The organism is Streptomyces sp. NPDC049627, assembly GCF_044465645.1.
Lineage (GTDB): Bacteria > Actinomycetota > Actinomycetes > Streptomycetales > Streptomycetaceae > Streptomyces.
On the sequence record NZ_JBITLW010000001.1, the window covers coordinates 312,270 to 328,057 of the forward strand.

Consider the following 15,788-nt stretch of genomic DNA (forward strand, 5'->3'; position numbering starts at 1 on the left):
ATCATGACCTCAGAGCCGCCGGGCACGCTGGTGCCCCCGTGTGAGGAGCAGCCATGACCCAGGTCCCGCCCCCGTTCGACCCCGAGCTCGCCGCCGCCCTGGAGCTCATCAAGGAGGTGGTCTCGCCCGGCATGACGATGGACGAGATACCCGGGATCCGTGAGGGTGCCGGAATCCAGATGCTCGCCGAACTGGACCTGACCATGGGCGGCTTCTTCGAGGTCGAGGACCGGGCAGTGCCGGGCCCCGAGGGCGCGCCCGAGATCTCCCTGCTGATCTGCCGGCCGGCCGCCCCGTCCGAGGCGGGTCCACGACCCGTGATCTACCACGTGCACGGCGGCGGCATGGTCCTCGGCAACAACCGCGTCGGCGTCGACGCCGCCCTGGCCTGGGCGAAGGAGCTGGACTCGGTGGTGGTCTCCGTGGAGTACCGTCTCGCGCCCGAGCACCCGTACCCGGCACAGATCGAGGACGTGTACGCCGGCCTGGAGTGGACCGCGAAGCACGCCGCCGAGCTGGGTGGTGACCCGCAGCGGATCGTTGTCGCCGGTGCGAGCGCCGGCGGCGGGCTGTCGGCGGCGCTGGCTCTGCTCGCGCGGGACCGCAGCGGGCCGGAGCTGGTCGGGCAGCTGTTGATGTGTCCGATGCTGGACGACCGCAATGACACGCCGTCCGTGCATCAGATGGCGGGGCTCGGTGTCTGGGACCGTACGGCCAACGAGACCGGGTGGACGGCGCTGCTCGGTGAGCGCCGGGGCGGTCCGGACGTGCCCGCGTATGCGGCGCCTGCCCGTGCCGAGGATCTGTCGGGGCTGCCTCCCGCTTTCCTGGACGTCGGTTCCGCGGAGAGCTTCCGCGACGAGGTCGTCGCCTATGCGTCGCGGATCTGGCAGGCCGGTGGGGTGGCCGAGCTGCATGTGTGGCCCGGTGGGTTCCACGGGTTCGACGGGTTCGCGCCTCAGGCGGCGTTGTCGCAGGCGTGCCGGGGTGCGCAGCTGGCTTGGCTGAAGAGGCTGTTGAGTGAGTGAAATCCGCCTATTCGTCTGCCGGGGTCTGTGACTGTGCGGATGCGGGTTGTGGGGGGCTGGTCGCGCCCACGCGGCGGAGCCGCACATTCATACAGCCCCGCGCCCCTTGGGTCTGCCGAGTCCGCCGCCGTTCCAAAGCGCGTGTGCGTCGATGGCACCGGCCATACGAGAGCTCCCCATCTCTTGACCTGATACCGCACCATGGGCCCATGAAAGAGCTGGCTGGACGTCTGACCGCGGTGGATCCGGACGCCGGGGCCGCCGTTCGCGTCATCGCCTACTTCGATCGGCTCGCCGAGTCGCGGGCCGGGCTGGAGGCGCTCGTGCGCGGGGCCGCCGTGCTGGCCGGGGTGCCGGCCCGGCTGGTGGACGTGGACCGGCGGGTGCAGGTGCGGGTCGAGGCGGACGGGACGCGCCGGGACAGCGAGGGGCCGCCGGATGCCGCCTGGCCGTCCGCCGCGCTGACGCCGGGCGGCGCTCCGGCGCTGTGGCTGGAGCGGGCCGGGGCGGCGGAGCCCAGTGTCGTCGACGCGGTGATTCTGGAGCGGGCCGCCGGTGCCGTACGGCTCGTGCTCGACCGGACGCGTGGGCGGGCGCCGGCCGATGATCCGGCGCTGGTCGAGACCGTCCTCGACGGCACGGCGCCGGAGGCGGCGCGGCTGCACGCGGCCCGCCGGCTGGGCCTCGACCCCGCCGCACCGGCCCGCGTCCTCGCCCCGCTGGACGGCCGGCCCCGCGTGGTCCCCGCGCATCCGGACGCCGAGCCGCCCGCGGGCCGCGTGGGCGTGGGCCCCGCCGTCCCGGTGCTCGACCTGCCGCGCTCCTGGTCGCTGGCCCGCACCGCGCTCCGGTTCACGGCCGAGGGGACCGCTCAGGACCCCGGTCCCGGCGTCGTCCACGCCGACGACCTCGGCGGCATCGCCCTCCTCGCCGACCTCGTCGTACCCGGCGCCGACCCGCCGCCCGACGTCCAGGCGCTGGAGGCGGCAGCGGCGGCAGCGCCCTGGCTGCTCGCCACGTTGCACGCCGTCGCCTCGACGGTGAGCCTGCGGTCGGCGGCGGCCGAGATCAACGTCCACCACTCCACGCTCCAGGAACGGCTGACGCACGCCGAGCACCTGCTGGGCTGGCCGCTGCGGACTCCGCAGGGGAGGTTCAGGCTGGGCGTGGCGCTGACGATGCGGCACCTGGCGCGACCCTGAAGACGACCCCGGAGATGGGGGCCGCCGCGGTCAGCGGAACTCGTGTACGACCTCGATGGTGCCGACGATGTGGGCGTTGAACTCGTCGAGCTCCTCGGCGGGTACCCAGAGCTCGAGAATCGTCTCGCCGCCCGCCTGCTGCACGGGATAGCGGCTCAGGAACTCCGAGTCGACCTCGAACCGGGTCACGAACCCGGCGCCGTCGTGCTTGACGTTCCAGTCCCGGGCGATCTTCACCGCGTAGTCCTCGTTGAGCACCGGGTAGAAGATCGGCTGCTCGGGCAGCCTCGGCGGCCAGGCGTGCCAGTCGAGCTCGCGGACGAGGTCCAGCTCCTTGGGGCCGGTGGGTCGCCACAGGGTGGTGGTCGGGGGCTGGTTGATCATGGACCTGACGATACCGGCACCGTTGCCGGCCACCCTGAAGTTTTCTGATCACACTGCTTGCAGGCGCGGTCTACATGCTCTCGCTGGCAATTTCGCTGATGCCATATCCTTGATGTTCTTCACCTCGTGATCGGAGGACATCGGCGCCATGACCGCCACGGACCCCGCGCTCACCGCTCTCGCCCAGGGCTGGTGCGCCCTTTCCCTGCTGCACGGGAGGATCGAGGCGCACATCGAGCGCGCGCTGCAGGCCGGGCACGACCTCAGCGTGCGCGAGTACTCCCTGCTCGACGTGCTCAGCCGCCAGCACAGCGGCGAAGGCGGCCATCTGCAGATGAAGCAGGTCGCCGACGCGGTCGTCCTCAGCCAGAGCGCCACCACCCGCCTCGTCACCCGCCTGGAGGACCGCGGCCTGCTCTCCCGCTACCTCTGCCCCACCGACCGCCGCGGCATCTACACCGACGTCACCGACGCCGGCCTCGAACTCCTCGAGGAAGCCCGCCCCACCAACCAGGCGGCGTTGCGCGAGGCCCTCGACGAGGCCGCGAAGAATCCGGAACTGGCCCCGCTGGTCCGGGCGGTGGAGACGCTCCGCGTCCCCGCCTGAGACCGCCCGTTGACGGACCCTCGAACAGGCACGTACTAATGGCCCGCATGAGCGCGCCGCATCTCCCCTTGTCCGGCATCACCGTGGTCAGCCTGGAACAGGCCGTGGCCGCCCCCTATGCCACCCGGCAGCTCGCCGACCTCGGCGCGCGGGTGATCAAGGTCGAGCGGCCCGGGGACGGAGACTTCGCGCGCCGGTACGACACGACCGTGCACGGGCAGTCCAGCTATTTCGTCTGGCTCAACCGGTCCAAGGAATCCCTCACCCTGGATCTCAAGGCCCCTGAAGGCCGTGCGATCCTGCACCAACTCCTCGACGGCGCGGATGTGTTCGTCCAGAACCTGGCGCCCGGCGCCGCCGACCGCCTCGGCCTCGGTGCCGAGGCGCTCCGCGAGCGGTGGCCGCGGCTGATCCCGTGCACGATCTCCGGGTACGGCACGTCCGGGCCATGGGCCGACCGGAAGTCGTACGACCTGCTGGTGCAGTGCCAGACAGGCCTCGTGTCGCTGACCGGGACCCCCGAGGAGAGCGCACGGGTCGGCATCTCCGTCGCCGACATCGCGGCCGGGATGTACGCGTACAGCGGCATCCTCACCGCCCTGTACACCCGCGCCACCACCGGAACGGCCCACCCGGTGGAGATCTCCCTGTTCGAGGCACTGGCGGAGTGGATGGGCCAGCCCGCCTACTACACGCAGTACGGCGGCGCCCAGCCCGCCCGCCTGGGCACCCAGCACCCCACCCTCGCTCCGTACGGCGCCTACACCGCCGCCGACGGCCGCCAGGTGCTGTTCTCCATCCAGAACGAGCGCGAGTGGGCCGTGCTGTGCGCCGAGTTCCTGGGCCGGCCGGAACTGACCGACGACCCGCGCTTCGCCACGAGCTCGGCCCGCGTGGCCCACCGCGACGAGGTGAACGCCGTCGTCGCCGAGCGCTGCGCCCGCTCCGACGCCGAGGAGGTCCTCAAGGACCTGGAGTCCATCAAGATCGCCTGCGCCGGGGTCAACGACGTCGCCGCGTTCCTGGACCACCCCGTGCTGGCCGCCCGCGGCCGCTGGCAGGACGTCGCGATCCCCGGCGGCACCACGGTGCAGGCCCTGCTCCCGCCGACCGACCTCGCGGGACTGCCCGCGCGCATGGACCCGGTGCCGGAGGTGGGCGAGCACACCGAGGCGATCCTCGCCGAACTCGGGCGCACGGGCGAGGAGATCGAGGCCCTGCGCGCGGACGCCGTCATCTGAGGGGGCGGGCGTGCATCAGCGTCACCAGGGCAGCGGCCCGTTGACGTCGAAGTAGCCTCCGGTCGGGCCGTCGGGACCGAGCTGCGCCATGCGCACGATGATCTCGGCGCCCTCCTCGACGGTCTGCGTGCCGGTGCGCCCGTTCAGGTCGGTGGCGGTGAAGCCCGGTTCGACCGCGTTGATCCGCATGTCCGGGAACGCCTTCGCGTACTGCACCGTGATCATGTTGACCGCGGTCTTGGAGCTCGGGTATGCGACGGCCTGGTAGAAGTGCGCCGGCGAGTCCGGGGAGGACAGCCCGGTCAGCGAGGCCAGGCCGCTGCTCACGTTCACCACGACGGGGGCCGCGGACCGCTGGAGCAGCGGCAGGAAGGCGTGGGTGACACGGACGACGCCGAACACATTGGTATCGAACACCGTTCGCATCTCGTCAGCGGTGGTGTCCCCGGCGGTGGGGATGCTGTTGTCCTCGGCCCGCACTTCGATGCCCGCGTTGTTGACCAGTACGTCGAGCCCGCCGTCGGCCCCGATGGTCTTCGCGGCGGCCTGGACGGAGGCGTCGTCGGTGACGTCGAGTTGCACGGACCGGGCTCCGATCTGTTCGGCGGCGCGGCGACCGCGCTCGGCGTCCCGGGCACCGATGTAGACGGTGTGGCCCGCCGCGACGAGCCGGCGGGCGGACTCGAAGCCCAGCCCCTTGTTGGCTCCGGTGATCAGTGTTGTCGTCATGCCCTCCACCGTGCTGCGCGGCGGGCCGGGCAGCCAGGAGTCCCTTCTTCCTGGGACTCGCAGTACCAGGCACAGTCGGCGAAGGCGGTGTTCACTGGAGGGCATGACGGCGACGGAACTGGGACGCGCGCTGCGCCGCTGGCGCGACCGGGTCACCCCGCAGACCGTCGGGCTGCCCGTCGGCGGACAGCGGCGTGCGGCCGGGCTCCGGCGCGAGGAGCTGGCCCTGCTGGCGGGGATATCGGCCGACTACGTCACCCGCCTCGAACAGGGCCGGGCGACCGGCCCCTCCGGGCAGGTCGTCGAGGCCCTGGCCCGGGCGCTGCGGCTGTCGGAGGACGAGCGGGCCTATCTGTTCCGGCTCGCCGGGCTTGCGCCGCCCGGCCCTCAGACCGTCCCCGCGTACATCACCCCCAGTGTCCAGCGGCTGCTGGACCGGCTGGTGGACACACCCGTCGCCGTCACCGACGCGGCGCTCACCGTGCTGCTGGTCAACCCGATGTACGCGGCGCTGATGGGTGACCCCCACGGCCTGCGTGGCTTCGAGCGCAACGGGGCTTGGCGCACCTTCCTCGGCGCGCCGACCCGTGTCCGGCACACACCCGAAGAACGGCGCGCTTTCGAGATCGGCATGGTCTCCGAGCTGCGGGCGACCGCCGCCAGGTATCCCGCCGACCGTCAACTGCGCCGTCTGATCGGTGAGTTGCGCGCGGGCAGTGAGCGGTTCGCGGAGCTGTGGGACGCAGGCGTCGTGGGCCGACTGGAGGCCTCCCGCAAGACGATCGAGCATCCGCAGGTGGGTCTGCTGACCCTGGACTGCGACCTGCTGCGCGTCGAGGGAAACGACCTGCACATCCTCGTGTACTCGGCCGAGCCCGGCACCGAGGCCGCCGAGAAACTCGAGCTTCTCGCGGTCCTCGGCGCCCAGTCACTGGTCTGACCGAACGCGGCGGGCCCTGCGTGCGTCACAGTCCGGGACGGTCCGGCACCGTCCCTGCCACGCCCATCGCCGTCCGTTCGGGGGATCCATGCGTACCACCACCTCACGTACCGTCCAGTTGCTCACCGCCCTGGGCCTGCTCGCCGCCGGATGCGGCGCCGGCGCCGCCGACTCGGGCGGAACCGAACCGGCGCCCGACACCAGGCCCCGCGCCCTGAAGGTGGCCAAGGCCTGGGACGGTTCACGGGCCGCCGAGATCTGGCGCACGGGCTACTACCCGATGGCGGACGCCGTCCAGCTGCCCGAGGACGCCTTCCACAACGAGGCGGACAAGGAGGCCTATCTGACCGAGAACTTCGTGCTGCGCGGCGACCTCCCCGACACCCCGCGGAAGGACGGGAAGGTGACCTGGCGGGACGGCGGCTCACTCACCCTGCCGCTCATGGGGGCGAAGGAGGCGTACGACGGGCTGGGGCACGACGGCGGCCACGGGCCGCATCTCACCGTGACCGGGGCGAAGCTGGGCGAGACGACGCTGGCCACCAGCCGCGGCCCGGCCACCGTCCCGGCCTGGCTGTTCACCCTGAAGGGATACGACACGCCGCTCAAACGCGTCGCCCTCATCCCGTCGAAAGCCCCCAAGTCTCCGATCGGCCCGGCCCGGGACACCCCCACCGACGATCTGTGGGACCTCGGCCCGCTGGTCGACGTGGCCGACGACGGCCGGTCGGTCACCCTGCAGGCCCACCACGGCGCCTGCGACGACGGTCCCGGCGTGGACGTGCTGGAGACGGACGGCAGCGTGGTGCTGTCCGGCTACATCCGCGGCTCGAACGACGGTCCCTGCACGGCCAACCTGCTCGCCGAGAAAGTGACGGTCGAACTGGACCGCCCGCTCGGCGACCGGATCCTGCTGGATGCGTTCACCGGTCGCCCTGTGCACGGCGCCGAGTGAGTCGCAGAAGCTGAAGGGCCGTCAAGTGCGCAGTGCCCGCCGGTGGTCGACGGCCGCCACGGTCGCCAGGACCGCCACGACCGCGACCATGGCGAACCAGCCGGCGAACGCCGCCGCGACCCCCAGCGGCACCGCGCACCCCGCGCCGACCAGCCGATCCCCGGTCCGCCCGCTGTTCAGCAGTCCCCGGTACAGCGCGTGCCCGAGCAGGAAGACGGCGGTGCCGCAGCCCAGCCACCACCGGTTCGTGTGGCCGCCGAGGTGGTGGATGGCGTCGGTGATGCCGGCGGCGACCAGGACGACGCCCGTGATCATCACGAGATGGGCGCCGGTGAACGCGTAGTAGGCGAGCATCTGACGCCGCCGTTCGGTCGCCTTCTCGAACTCCGCCTCGGCCCGCGACTCGTCGCCGTCGAAGTACACCCACCACAGTCCCGTCGCCACGGCGATGCCCAGCACGACACCGAACGCCAAGGAGGCGTCCACCGCGTGGCTCTCCGAACTCTCGGCGCCGATCCCGATGGCCACCACCGACTCGCCCAGTGCGACGATGAGGAGCAGCGCGTGGCGCTCCACGAAGTGGTGGGGTTCGATGACGAAGCCGCGGATGCGGCCCAGGAAGGGCGAGAGGTAGAGGAGGGGCACGGCGGCGGCCCAGCACACCCAGCCCCACGCGTCCGGCACATGCGGGGCCACGAGGACGAGGACACCGGCCGCCGCGTTGAACGGCATGTTGCGGAGGATGGCCTGTCGGGCCGAGGGGGCGTCGGCCGTGAGATAGACGAGGCCGTGGATGGCGACGACGGCCAGATAGGCGAGCGGGAAGGCCCAGCCGTCGGGCTCGAAGGCGTACGGCACGTCGAGGCCCATGATGAAGAAGCACATCATGGCGAGCGTCAGCAGCAGCCGCACCGGTACGGCGTCCGGGCGCACGGCGTTGGTCAGCCACCCGAACCCGCTGAACATCCACCACACGACGACCAGCGGGAACAGCGCCTTGAGGAGGCCCTCCCAGCCGGGGTGCGTCTCGACCGCGTGCGTCACCTGCGTGACGACGAAGACGAACACGAGGTCGAAGAAGAGCTCCGCGGGTGTCACCCGGCCGCGGCTGCTCTCCGAGAGCCAGAGCCGCCGGCGCGTGGGGGCGGCCCCGGTCCGTCCGTGCCGTCTCATGGCTGGTCGCTTCTCCTCGTCGGAACGGGCGGGTCACCTCGTCGAGGCCGCGCTGGCCGCCGCAAGGGCCTGTTCAGCGTAGCTGCGGCCGAACAGGACGGCGTGTACCAGGAGGGGGAACAGCTGGTGGAGGCCGATGCGGTCGGTCCAGCCGTCGGCGAGGGGCGCGGCCTGCTGGTAACCGTCGAGGATGCGGTCCAGGTGGGGGCAGCCGAAGAGGTGGAGCATGGCCAGGTCGGTCTCGCGGTGGCCGCCGTGCGCGGCGGGGTCGATCAGCCAGACGTGTCCGTCGGCGCCCCACAGGACGTTGCCGTTCCAGAGGTCGCCGTGCAGCCGGGCGGGCGGCTCGGCCGGGCCCGCCAGTTCAGGCAGACGCTCGCACACCTGCTCGATGACCGGCGCCTCAGAGCCGCGGAGCGTGCCGTCGTCGACCGCGCGCCGCAGATACGGCAGCACGCGGTGCTCGGCGTACCAGCCGGGCCAGTCGGGGCCGGTGACATTGCGCATGGGGGCGAGCCCGATGTAGGCGTCCTCGGGACCGCCGGGCGGTGGGGCGCCGAAGGCGGGTGCGCCGGCCGCGTGCAGGGCGGCCAGTTCGCGGCCCAGCCGCTGCGCCGCCCCGGCACTCGGCCGGCCGGCCGCAACCCGGTCGGTGACCAGCCACCGCTCGTCGTGGCCGTGCACGGCGGGGATACGGACGGTGCCGGCGTCGGCCAGCCAGCGCAGTCCTGCCGCCTCGGCCCGGGCGGCGCCCTCCCCGTCGGCGCGCTTGACCATCACCACCCGGCCACCGCCCAGGGTGACTTCGCAGAGCGTCCCGGAGAGCCGTCGCTCGCCCGTCACGGCCAGCCCGGTGAACCGCGCCGCCGTCGCGCCCGGGCCCTCGAAGGAGTTGTGCACGGCCCTCAGGGTAGGGCCGTGCTCGGCGGTACCGAAGTCAGCTGCCGGCGGCGGCCTTCTTGATCGCCTCGCGGATCCGGGTGTAGGTGCCGCAGCGGCAGACGTTCTCGATCCGGTCGATGTCGGCGTCCGTGGGCCGGGGCGTCTTCTTCAGGAGGGCGGCCGTGGCCATGATCTGGCCCGGCTGGCAGAAGCCGCACTGGGCGACGTCGCAGTCCAGCCAGGCCTGTTGCACGGGGTGCAGTCTGTCGCCGTCGGCCAGGCCCTCGATGGTGGTGACCTCGCGGCCGGCGCAATCGGCGACCGGGACGACGCAGGGCTGGATCTCGTCGCCGTCGAGGTGGCTGGTGCAGGCGCGGCAGGCGCCGACGCCGCAGCCGTACTTGGGGCCGGTGACGTTCAGCAGATCGCGCAGCACCCACAGCAGGGGCATGTCGGCCGGTGCCTCGACGGTGACGTGCTTCCCGTTGAGGGTGAAGGAGTAAGAGGGCATCGGTACCTTCTCGGGCGTCGATCAAGTCGGTCGTTCCGGGGCTTGATCGGGGGTCGGAAAGCCTTGATCGGGGTCAGAAGTCGATCGGGAAGCGGCGCGGCTTCGTGCCGGTCGCGCGGGCGTAGGCGTTGGCGACGGCGCCGGCCGCGGCCGGGACGCCGAGCTCGCCGGCTCCGCCGGGGTCGCGCCGGGAGGGCATGATGTGCGCCTCGAAGTGCTCTGGGGCGTGCCGCTGGCGGGCGTAGTGGAAGTCGGCGAAGCTGCTCTCGCGGACGGCACCCCGGTCGATGTGCAGGCCGGCCCGCAGCACGGTGGAGATCCCGTCGACGGCGGTGCCCATCAGCTGGGCCTCGAGTCCGCGCGGGTTGACGGCCGTTCCGACGTCGACCGCCATCACCACCTTGGTGACCCGGGGGTTTTTCGGATCGGTGGCGTCGATCTCGGCCAGGCAGGCCACGCAGGAGCCGTACTCCTCGTGGACGGCGACCCCCTGGGCGTGGCCCTGCGGCATGGTCCGGCCCCATTTCCCGGCGGTCGCGACCTTGTCCAGTACGGCCTTGACGGCCTTGCTCCGCAGGGTCGTGCGGCGGAAGGCGACCGGGTCCTTGCCGAGGCTGCGGGCGACCTCGTCGACGACGATCTCCTCGGCGGTGCGCACCGTGCCGGAGTCCACCGAGCGCCAGGCGCCGAGCGGCATCGCCAGGTCGACCGAGCCCGAGTCCCCGGAGAGGCGCCCGAAGTTGTAGAGGCCGCTGTCGCTGGGGAGCGGGGCCGCCGCGGGGGCGCGTAGGGCGGCGGTGCGGACGCCGCCCTGCGGGGACGGACCGCCCTGCTCGCCGAAGGACTCGTTGACCGAGGCCGTCGCGTGGGCGAAGGCCACGACCCTGCCCTGGGCGTGGCTGGCCCGGATCCGGTGGTGGGAGGCCGGGCGCATTCTGCCGTGCCGGATGTCGTCGGCCCGGCTCCACATCAGCTTCACCGGCCGGCCCGCCTTCTTGGAGATCTGGGCGGCCTCGATCGCGGCGTCGTAGTTCAGGCGGCGCCCGAACGAGCCGCCGCCGCGCAGGACATGGACCCGGACCTTCGACGCCGGCAGGCCGATGGTGGAGGCGATGTCGTCGCGTGCCGACTGCGGTGTCTGGGAGGAGAACCAGATCTCGGCGCTCCGGTCGCGTACGTCCGCCACCGCGGTGAGCACCTCCATCGGCGCATGGCTGACGAAGGCGAACTCGAACTCGGCCTCGGTCTGCGCCGATCCGCGCGGCGGGGCCGCGAGCCTCGGGACCGCGGCGCGCAGCCGGGAGCGGATCTCCTTGTCGGAGAGGTTCGCCAGGGGCCCTGGCGCCCACTTGATCCGGAGTGCGTCCCGGGCCTGGAAGGCGTGGTGGAAGGTCTCCGCGACCACGGCGACACCGCCGTCGATCCGGACGACCGCGTGCACGCCGGGCATGGCGCGGGCGGCCTCGGAATCGACCGAGACGACCTTTCCGCCGATGGTGGGCGGCCGGGCCACCACCGTCGGCTTCGCTCCGGCCACCGCGAGGTCTCCGGTGTACTTGGCCCTGCCGGTGATGATGTCGCGGGCGTCGATGCGGGTCGTGGGCCGTCCGATCACCCGGTGCTGGGATGCGGGCTTGGGTGCGGTCGGCACGACCGGCCGCGTGATCCGGGCGGCGCTCCTGCTCAGCGACCCGAAGGTGGCCGAGCGCCCGTCGGGTGCGAAGACGCGGGTGCCCCGGGTGTGCAGGGTCCGCGCGGGGACGTGCCAGCGCCGGGCGGCCGCGGTGATGAGCTTGGCGCGGGCCGTGGCGGCCAGGTGCCGGGCCGGGCCGTACAGCGAACTGACCGAGTTCGAACCGCCGGTGAACTGGCTGCCCCTGCTGCGGGCGTCCGCGAGCGGGATGTCGACGTCGGCGAGCCGGGCGTCCAGCTCCTCGGCGATCATCATCGCGACGGCGGTGGTGACGCCCTGGCCGACCTCGACGCGCGGCAGCCGTACGACGACCCTGTTGGCCGGGGTGACCTCCAGGACCAGCATCTCCTCGTCGGTGCCGGTGACCACGACCTCGGACGGCCGGCGGGCGTCGTCCGCGGTCTCCTCGGCGCCTTGTGCGGTCGAGCCGTCGCAGCCGAGCGGTGCCGCGACGGTCAGGGTGGTCGCCGCGAGCGAATAGACCACGAACTGTCGGCGGGACAACTGACGGGCCACCAGACGCTCCTCTCCGAGAACCCGGGATGGTTCGACCTGTATGAGGGGCGGGTGCACGCCGGGGTTGCGCCGGTTGGCCACTCCATCGATCTACGGCACGAGCGGCCGGAGGTCGGTGCCCCACTCCAGGTGGCGTATGAGCTCGTCGTCGCCCGGCCGGTTCCCGCCCGCGGCCCTGGGGACGGGACCTGACGGGGTGTGAGTGCCGCGCGAGATGCCGCCGCTGACGGTGATGTTGTGTTCCGTGCGCGGGCGCCGGAGCGTCTCGTACAGGGAGAGCGCGCCGTCGGTGTCCGGGGCGTCCCGCAGGGACTTGGCGAGGACCACGGCGTCCTCCAGCGCCATCGACGCGCCCTGTCCGGTGGCGGGGGACGCCGCGTGGGCCGCGTCGCCGATGACCAGGGCGCGGCCGGAGCGCCAGGGCGTCCCGGTGGGGAGTTCGGTGGCGTTGGTGACCATGAGGTGGTCGGGGGTGGCCGCGACGAGGTCCGCGGCTGGAGTGGCGTCCTTGCGCAGCAGCGGGAGCAGCAGGTCGCGCCATCGGCCGGGCGTGCCGTGGGCGATGTCGTCGGCGGCCAGAGGCGTGTCGGAGACGCGTGCGAACCAGTACGTCTCACCCGTGGGCGACACCGCGTACCCGAAGGCGACGGTGCTGCCGCGCACCATGGTGATGGTCTCGGTCCCGGCGGACTCGGGAGCGGCGCCGGTGTAGCCGTAGAAGACGTACTGTCCGGCGTAACGCGGGCGTACGTCGGGGGCGATGAGCCGGCGGACCGTGGAGTGGAGACCGTCGGCCCCGATGAGCGCGTCGCCGGTGGCCGTGCTGCCGTCGGCGAAGTGGGCGGTGACGCCGTCCGCGTCTTCCTCGACCCCCATGAGCCGCGCACCGTGCCGGATGGCGATGCCCCGGCGCGTGACTTCGTCCTGCAGGGCGGCGGTGAGGTCGCCGCGCCGCAGGCACCGGTACCGAAGGTGCGGGGTACCGGCCTCGCCGAGCGGCACGTGGGCCGCCTCGGTGCCCGTGTCGTCGAGGACGCGCATCGAGGTGAGCGGGAAGCCGAGCGCGGTGACCGCGGCCGAGGCGTCGATCTCCGCGAGGGCGCGCATGCCGTTGCTCGCGAGGGTCAGGAACGCGCCGATGTCCTCGGCGGAGTCGGGGTGTGCCTCGTACACGGCGACGTCGAACCCGGCCTTGTGCAGAGCGAGAGCCGCTGCCGCACCGGCGATCCCGCCCCCTACGACAAGCACTCGCAACCGCGTCACATCGCCCCCTGGGTACGCGCACGGCTCCCGCGAGACGAGTCGCCGCTGTCCTTCGTGCAACGTCCCGGGCCGGGCCCGGGTTCCCGGGCGGACCGCGCAGCCGCCGTACCGGTCCGGATGGCCGAATCGGCATCCCGCGAACGCCGATCCGGAATGAGTGCAACCATTCCGCCAACCCGAATGTCTCCCCTAATATCAGACACACCACCCTTCCGGGGGACGAAATGGGACGAAACAAAACCGCATGGGCGACGACAGTCGCGCTCATGGCCGCCACGCTGGGTGTGGCGGCGGTCCCGGCCGATGCCACCACGGCCACCACCACCCAGACCACTGCCTGCCCCACCGGCTGGGGCAGTCTCGCCAAGACCCGCTCCGCCGCCACGTCGGAGTCGGTGACGAACATCAGGACCGGCCGGCACGCCTGCTTCGACCGCATGGTCGTCGACGTACCCGGCGCGGGCACCAGTCACCTCGGCTATTCCGTCAGGTATGTCAGCCGCCTCTACCAGGACGGTTCGGGCAAGTACATCCCCGTCGCCGGCGGAGCCGTCCTCGAAGTGCGGGTGGCCGCCCCCGCCTACGACGTAGACACCGGGAAGCCCACCTACCCCGCGCGGGCGGGTCAGCGCCTGACCGGCGTGGACCTCACGGGTTACCGCACCTTCCGGGACGCACGGTTCGCCGGCAGCTTCGAAGGAGACACGCAGATCGGGCTCGGCGTCCGGGCACGGCTGCCGTTCCGGGTGTGGGTGGCGACCGACCGGGTCGTGGTCGACGTCGCGCACAACTGGACCGGGGCGCGGTAAAGCCCTCAGGACGGAGGACCTTCAGGGCTCCGGGACGATCAACTCGCCCCGGAGCCCTGGTACTCCCGCAGCTTCCGGTACAGGGTGGCCCTGGCGATGCCCAACGCCGCCGCGGCCCGTGCCTTGTTGCCGCCGTGGCGGCGCAACGCCTCCAGGATCGCCGACCGTTCGGCGAGCTCCATGGGGCTGAGGCTGCGCGCCGCGGGGCCCTCGCGGACGGGATCCGGCAGTTCGCTCCGCCGCACCGGTCCGCAGGCCCGCCGTCCGCTCGCGAGCGCCCGTACGAGGTGGGCGAGTTCGGTGACGTTTCCGGGCCAGGGATGCTGTTCCAGCGCCCGCAGCGCGTCCAGCGTCCAGGTCAGCGGCGGACAGCCCGGGGCGGGCCTGGGCGCGAGAGCGGTCAGCAGCTCCCGGATGTCGTCGGGGCGTTCCCGCAGGGCGGGCAAGGTCACCGAGCGGGCCGCGAGGGTGTCGAGGAGGCGCTGGAGGCAGGGGCCGGGCGGGGTTCCCGGGGTGTAGGTGGCGACCAGGTGGACGTCCGGGCGCTCGTCCAGGACGGAGTTGAGGGCGGCGATGTCCGGCTGGGCCAGCCGTTCGGCGTGGCGCAGCAGCAGCGGGCGGACACCGGTCCACGTCTCGTCCTTGAGACCGAGTCCGGACGACTCGGCGGCGTCCACGACCAAGGGGTCCGTGCGGCCGAGGAGTTCGAGGGCGAGCGTGGTCTTGCCCGTGCCCCGCTCGCCCGCCACCAGGAGAGGACCGGCCGTGCGGGCCAGCCCCGCTGCCCGTGCGAGCGCGTGCCGCCACGGCACCGAGCTTCCCACCAGCGAGCCCGCCGGACGCGGCGGCGACGACGGCGCCGGCTCCTCGGTACGTGGCGCGAGTACGGCGATCAGGCCGAGGGCGCGGCCTTCGTGCCGTACCGGGGTGATCTCGACCGTGCACCCGGCGTCTTCGGGCAGCGAGATGTCGTACGGCTCGCCGGTCCCCCTCCCCCACGCCCGCGCCGCCCCCTGCTCCAACGCCTCCAGCACCTGCGGCGAGGCAAGGCGCACCGCCGCCTCGCTGACCAGGCGGTTACGGCCGTCCAGCGCGACGACCGCCCGCTCCCGCCCCCGCGCCGCCCGCTCGTAGGCGTCCAGAAGGAGGCGCTCATCGGTACGCGCGCGTGCCCGTAGTTCCGCCTCCACTCCCATGGCGGCCGCCTCGGCGAGGGCCGCGCCGGGGTGCGGTCGGCAGCCGGCGCACAGGGTGGAGGCGACCGTCAGCGTGCCCAGGGGCTGACCCGTGTCCGGGGAGAGCAGCGGCACGCTGACCGCGGACACGTCCTGCCACACGTCGAGGAAGTGCTCGGGGCCGTGCACCTCCGCCCGGCGGCGGGTGCGCAGGGCGAGCGCGGCGCTGTTGTGGCCGACCTCCCGCTCGGACAGGTCGCGGCACGCGTCGTCGCCGGGCGCGCTGCCGGCCGACCACAGCACCCTCAGCCGCTCGTCGGTGAGGACCAGTACCGACCGTTCGTTGTCGAGGGCCGCGGCGAGGCGGGCGAGTACCGGACGCGCCGCCTCCACCAGCGGCGAGTCGGCAGGCCCGGCCACGGGTTCCCCCACCGGCCCGTCGAGATCGGGGCGTACGCCGAAGAACCGGGCGCGCCGCCAGGCGGCGACGACATCGTCCGGCACGCCGTCCGGGAGCGGACGCCCCGCCAGGAACCGCTGACGGGCCTGGCGGAGAGGGGCGAGGGCAGGGGGATGTTCCGCGGTGGTCATGGCGTCCCTCACCGTATCGGGGGCAGTGCCTGTGCGGCGACGGTGGACTGTCTCGTATTGAGACACCCACGGCCGACCGCGCCGCTCCA

At 72.8% G+C, this 15,788-nt stretch carries 15 protein-coding genes; 7 read left to right on the plus strand and 8 right to left on the minus strand.

Going from position 1 to position 15,788, the window contains the following annotated elements:
* The first annotated feature begins 53 nt into the window (after positions 1-53).
* Entirely contained in the window at positions 54-1,028 is a 975-nt protein-coding gene (locus ACIBU0_RS01425; protein WP_398809890.1) for an alpha/beta hydrolase, read from the plus strand.
* 209 nt (positions 1,029-1,237) lie between these two features.
* On the plus strand, positions 1,238-2,230 hold the full coding sequence (locus ACIBU0_RS01430; protein WP_398809893.1) for a helix-turn-helix domain-containing protein: 993 nt from the start codon (positions 1,238-1,240) through the stop codon (positions 2,228-2,230).
* Between the two features lie 30 nt (positions 2,231-2,260).
* Here ACIBU0_RS01430 and ACIBU0_RS01435 read toward each other — a convergent pair whose 3' ends face one another.
* Positions 2,261-2,614 carry a hypothetical protein gene (locus ACIBU0_RS01435; RefSeq protein WP_398809896.1) on the minus strand — a complete coding sequence of 118 codons (354 nt, stop codon included), beginning with the start codon at positions 2,612-2,614 and terminating at the stop codon, positions 2,261-2,263.
* A gap of 148 nt (positions 2,615-2,762) precedes the next feature.
* Here ACIBU0_RS01435 and ACIBU0_RS01440 point away from each other — a divergent pair, with 148 nt between their 5' ends.
* Both ACIBU0_RS01440 and ACIBU0_RS01445 read left to right on the plus strand, forming a co-directional pair.
* Positions 2,763-3,221: a MarR family winged helix-turn-helix transcriptional regulator gene (locus tag ACIBU0_RS01440; protein ID WP_398809899.1), complete on the plus strand. Its 459-nt coding sequence runs from the start codon at positions 2,763-2,765 to the stop codon at positions 3,219-3,221.
* A 47-nt stretch (positions 3,222-3,268) separates the two neighbouring features.
* Positions 3,269-4,462: a CaiB/BaiF CoA transferase family protein gene (locus tag ACIBU0_RS01445; RefSeq protein ID WP_398809902.1), complete on the plus strand. Its 1,194-nt coding sequence runs from the start codon at positions 3,269-3,271 to the stop codon at positions 4,460-4,462.
* A 21-nt stretch (positions 4,463-4,483) separates the two neighbouring features.
* Here ACIBU0_RS01445 and ACIBU0_RS01450 read toward each other — a convergent pair whose 3' ends face one another.
* Positions 4,484-5,191: an SDR family oxidoreductase gene (locus ACIBU0_RS01450; protein WP_398809904.1), complete on the minus strand. Its 708-nt coding sequence runs from the start codon at positions 5,189-5,191 to the stop codon at positions 4,484-4,486.
* A 103-nt stretch (positions 5,192-5,294) separates the two neighbouring features.
* On the opposite strand from ACIBU0_RS01450, the gene ACIBU0_RS01455 reads away from it, so the two are divergent.
* Positions 5,295-6,131: a helix-turn-helix transcriptional regulator gene (locus tag ACIBU0_RS01455; RefSeq protein WP_398809907.1), complete on the plus strand. Its 837-nt coding sequence runs from the start codon at positions 5,295-5,297 to the stop codon at positions 6,129-6,131.
* Positions 6,132-6,219: 88 nt separating this feature from the next.
* Positions 6,220-7,086, plus strand: coding sequence for a hypothetical protein (locus ACIBU0_RS01460; protein ID WP_398809910.1), 867 nt, complete (start codon positions 6,220-6,222; stop codon positions 7,084-7,086).
* A 21-nt stretch (positions 7,087-7,107) separates the two neighbouring features.
* Here the strand turns inward: ACIBU0_RS01460 and ACIBU0_RS01465 are convergent, their stop codons facing one another.
* From ACIBU0_RS01465 to ACIBU0_RS01485, 5 genes are all read right to left on the minus strand, one after another.
* Entirely contained in the window at positions 7,108-8,259 is a 1,152-nt protein-coding gene (locus ACIBU0_RS01465) for a low temperature requirement protein A (RefSeq protein ID WP_398809913.1), read from the minus strand.
* Between the two features lie 33 nt (positions 8,260-8,292).
* The gene (locus ACIBU0_RS01470; RefSeq protein ID WP_398809916.1) at positions 8,293-9,159 is read right to left on the minus strand and encodes a fructosamine kinase family protein; all 867 of its coding nucleotides are present in this window, start codon (positions 9,157-9,159) and stop codon (positions 8,293-8,295) included.
* Positions 9,160-9,196: 37 nt separating this feature from the next.
* Entirely contained in the window at positions 9,197-9,652 is a 456-nt protein-coding gene (locus ACIBU0_RS01475) for a (2Fe-2S)-binding protein (RefSeq protein ID WP_398809919.1), read from the minus strand.
* A gap of 73 nt (positions 9,653-9,725) precedes the next feature.
* Positions 9,726-11,831 (minus strand): molybdopterin cofactor-binding domain-containing protein, encoded by a 2,106-nt coding sequence (locus ACIBU0_RS01480; RefSeq protein ID WP_398811718.1) that lies wholly within the window; start codon positions 11,829-11,831, stop codon positions 9,726-9,728.
* A gap of 120 nt (positions 11,832-11,951) precedes the next feature.
* Positions 11,952-13,124, minus strand: a complete 1,173-nt coding sequence (locus ACIBU0_RS01485; RefSeq protein WP_398809922.1) for an FAD-dependent oxidoreductase — start codon at positions 13,122-13,124, stop codon at positions 11,952-11,954.
* Between the two features lie 266 nt (positions 13,125-13,390).
* On the opposite strand from ACIBU0_RS01485, the gene ACIBU0_RS01490 reads away from it, so the two are divergent.
* Positions 13,391-13,933, plus strand: coding sequence for a hypothetical protein (locus ACIBU0_RS01490; RefSeq protein WP_398809925.1), 543 nt, complete (start codon positions 13,391-13,393; stop codon positions 13,931-13,933).
* A gap of 38 nt (positions 13,934-13,971) precedes the next feature.
* On the opposite strand, the gene ACIBU0_RS01495 is transcribed toward ACIBU0_RS01490, so the two are convergent.
* The gene (locus tag ACIBU0_RS01495) at positions 13,972-15,699 is read right to left on the minus strand and encodes a helix-turn-helix domain-containing protein (protein WP_398809928.1); all 1,728 of its coding nucleotides are present in this window, start codon (positions 15,697-15,699) and stop codon (positions 13,972-13,974) included.
* Positions 15,700-15,788: the final 89 nt, after the last annotated feature.

What these genes read in the sequence shown, in the direction of transcription:
- ACIBU0_RS01445 (WP_398809902.1), top strand. Translation starts at nt 3,269, where the DNA reads ATGAGCGCGCCGCATCTCCCCTTGTCCGGCATCACCGTGGTCAGCCTG.
- ACIBU0_RS01450 (WP_398809904.1), bottom strand. Translation starts at nt 5,191, where the DNA reads ATGACGACAACACTGATCACCGGAGCCAACAAGGGGCTGGGCTTCGAG.
- ACIBU0_RS01475 (WP_398809919.1), bottom strand. Translation starts at nt 9,652, where the DNA reads ATGCCCTCTTACTCCTTCACCCTCAACGGGAAGCACGTCACCGTCGAG.
- ACIBU0_RS01455 (WP_398809907.1), top strand. Translation starts at nt 5,295, where the DNA reads ATGACGGCGACGGAACTGGGACGCGCGCTGCGCCGCTGGCGCGACCGG.
- ACIBU0_RS01425 (WP_398809890.1), top strand. Translation starts at nt 54, where the DNA reads ATGACCCAGGTCCCGCCCCCGTTCGACCCCGAGCTCGCCGCCGCCCTG.
- ACIBU0_RS01460 (WP_398809910.1), top strand. Translation starts at nt 6,220, where the DNA reads ATGCGTACCACCACCTCACGTACCGTCCAGTTGCTCACCGCCCTGGGC.
- ACIBU0_RS01495 (WP_398809928.1), bottom strand. Translation starts at nt 15,699, where the DNA reads ATGACCACCGCGGAACATCCCCCTGCCCTCGCCCCTCTCCGCCAGGCC.
- ACIBU0_RS01440 (WP_398809899.1), top strand. Translation starts at nt 2,763, where the DNA reads ATGACCGCCACGGACCCCGCGCTCACCGCTCTCGCCCAGGGCTGGTGC.
- ACIBU0_RS01465 (WP_398809913.1), bottom strand. Translation starts at nt 8,259, where the DNA reads ATGAGACGGCACGGACGGACCGGGGCCGCCCCCACGCGCCGGCGGCTC.
- ACIBU0_RS01490 (WP_398809925.1), top strand. Translation starts at nt 13,391, where the DNA reads ATGGCCGCCACGCTGGGTGTGGCGGCGGTCCCGGCCGATGCCACCACG.
- ACIBU0_RS01435 (WP_398809896.1), bottom strand. Translation starts at nt 2,614, where the DNA reads ATGATCAACCAGCCCCCGACCACCACCCTGTGGCGACCCACCGGCCCC.
- ACIBU0_RS01430 (WP_398809893.1), top strand. Translation starts at nt 1,238, where the DNA reads ATGAAAGAGCTGGCTGGACGTCTGACCGCGGTGGATCCGGACGCCGGG.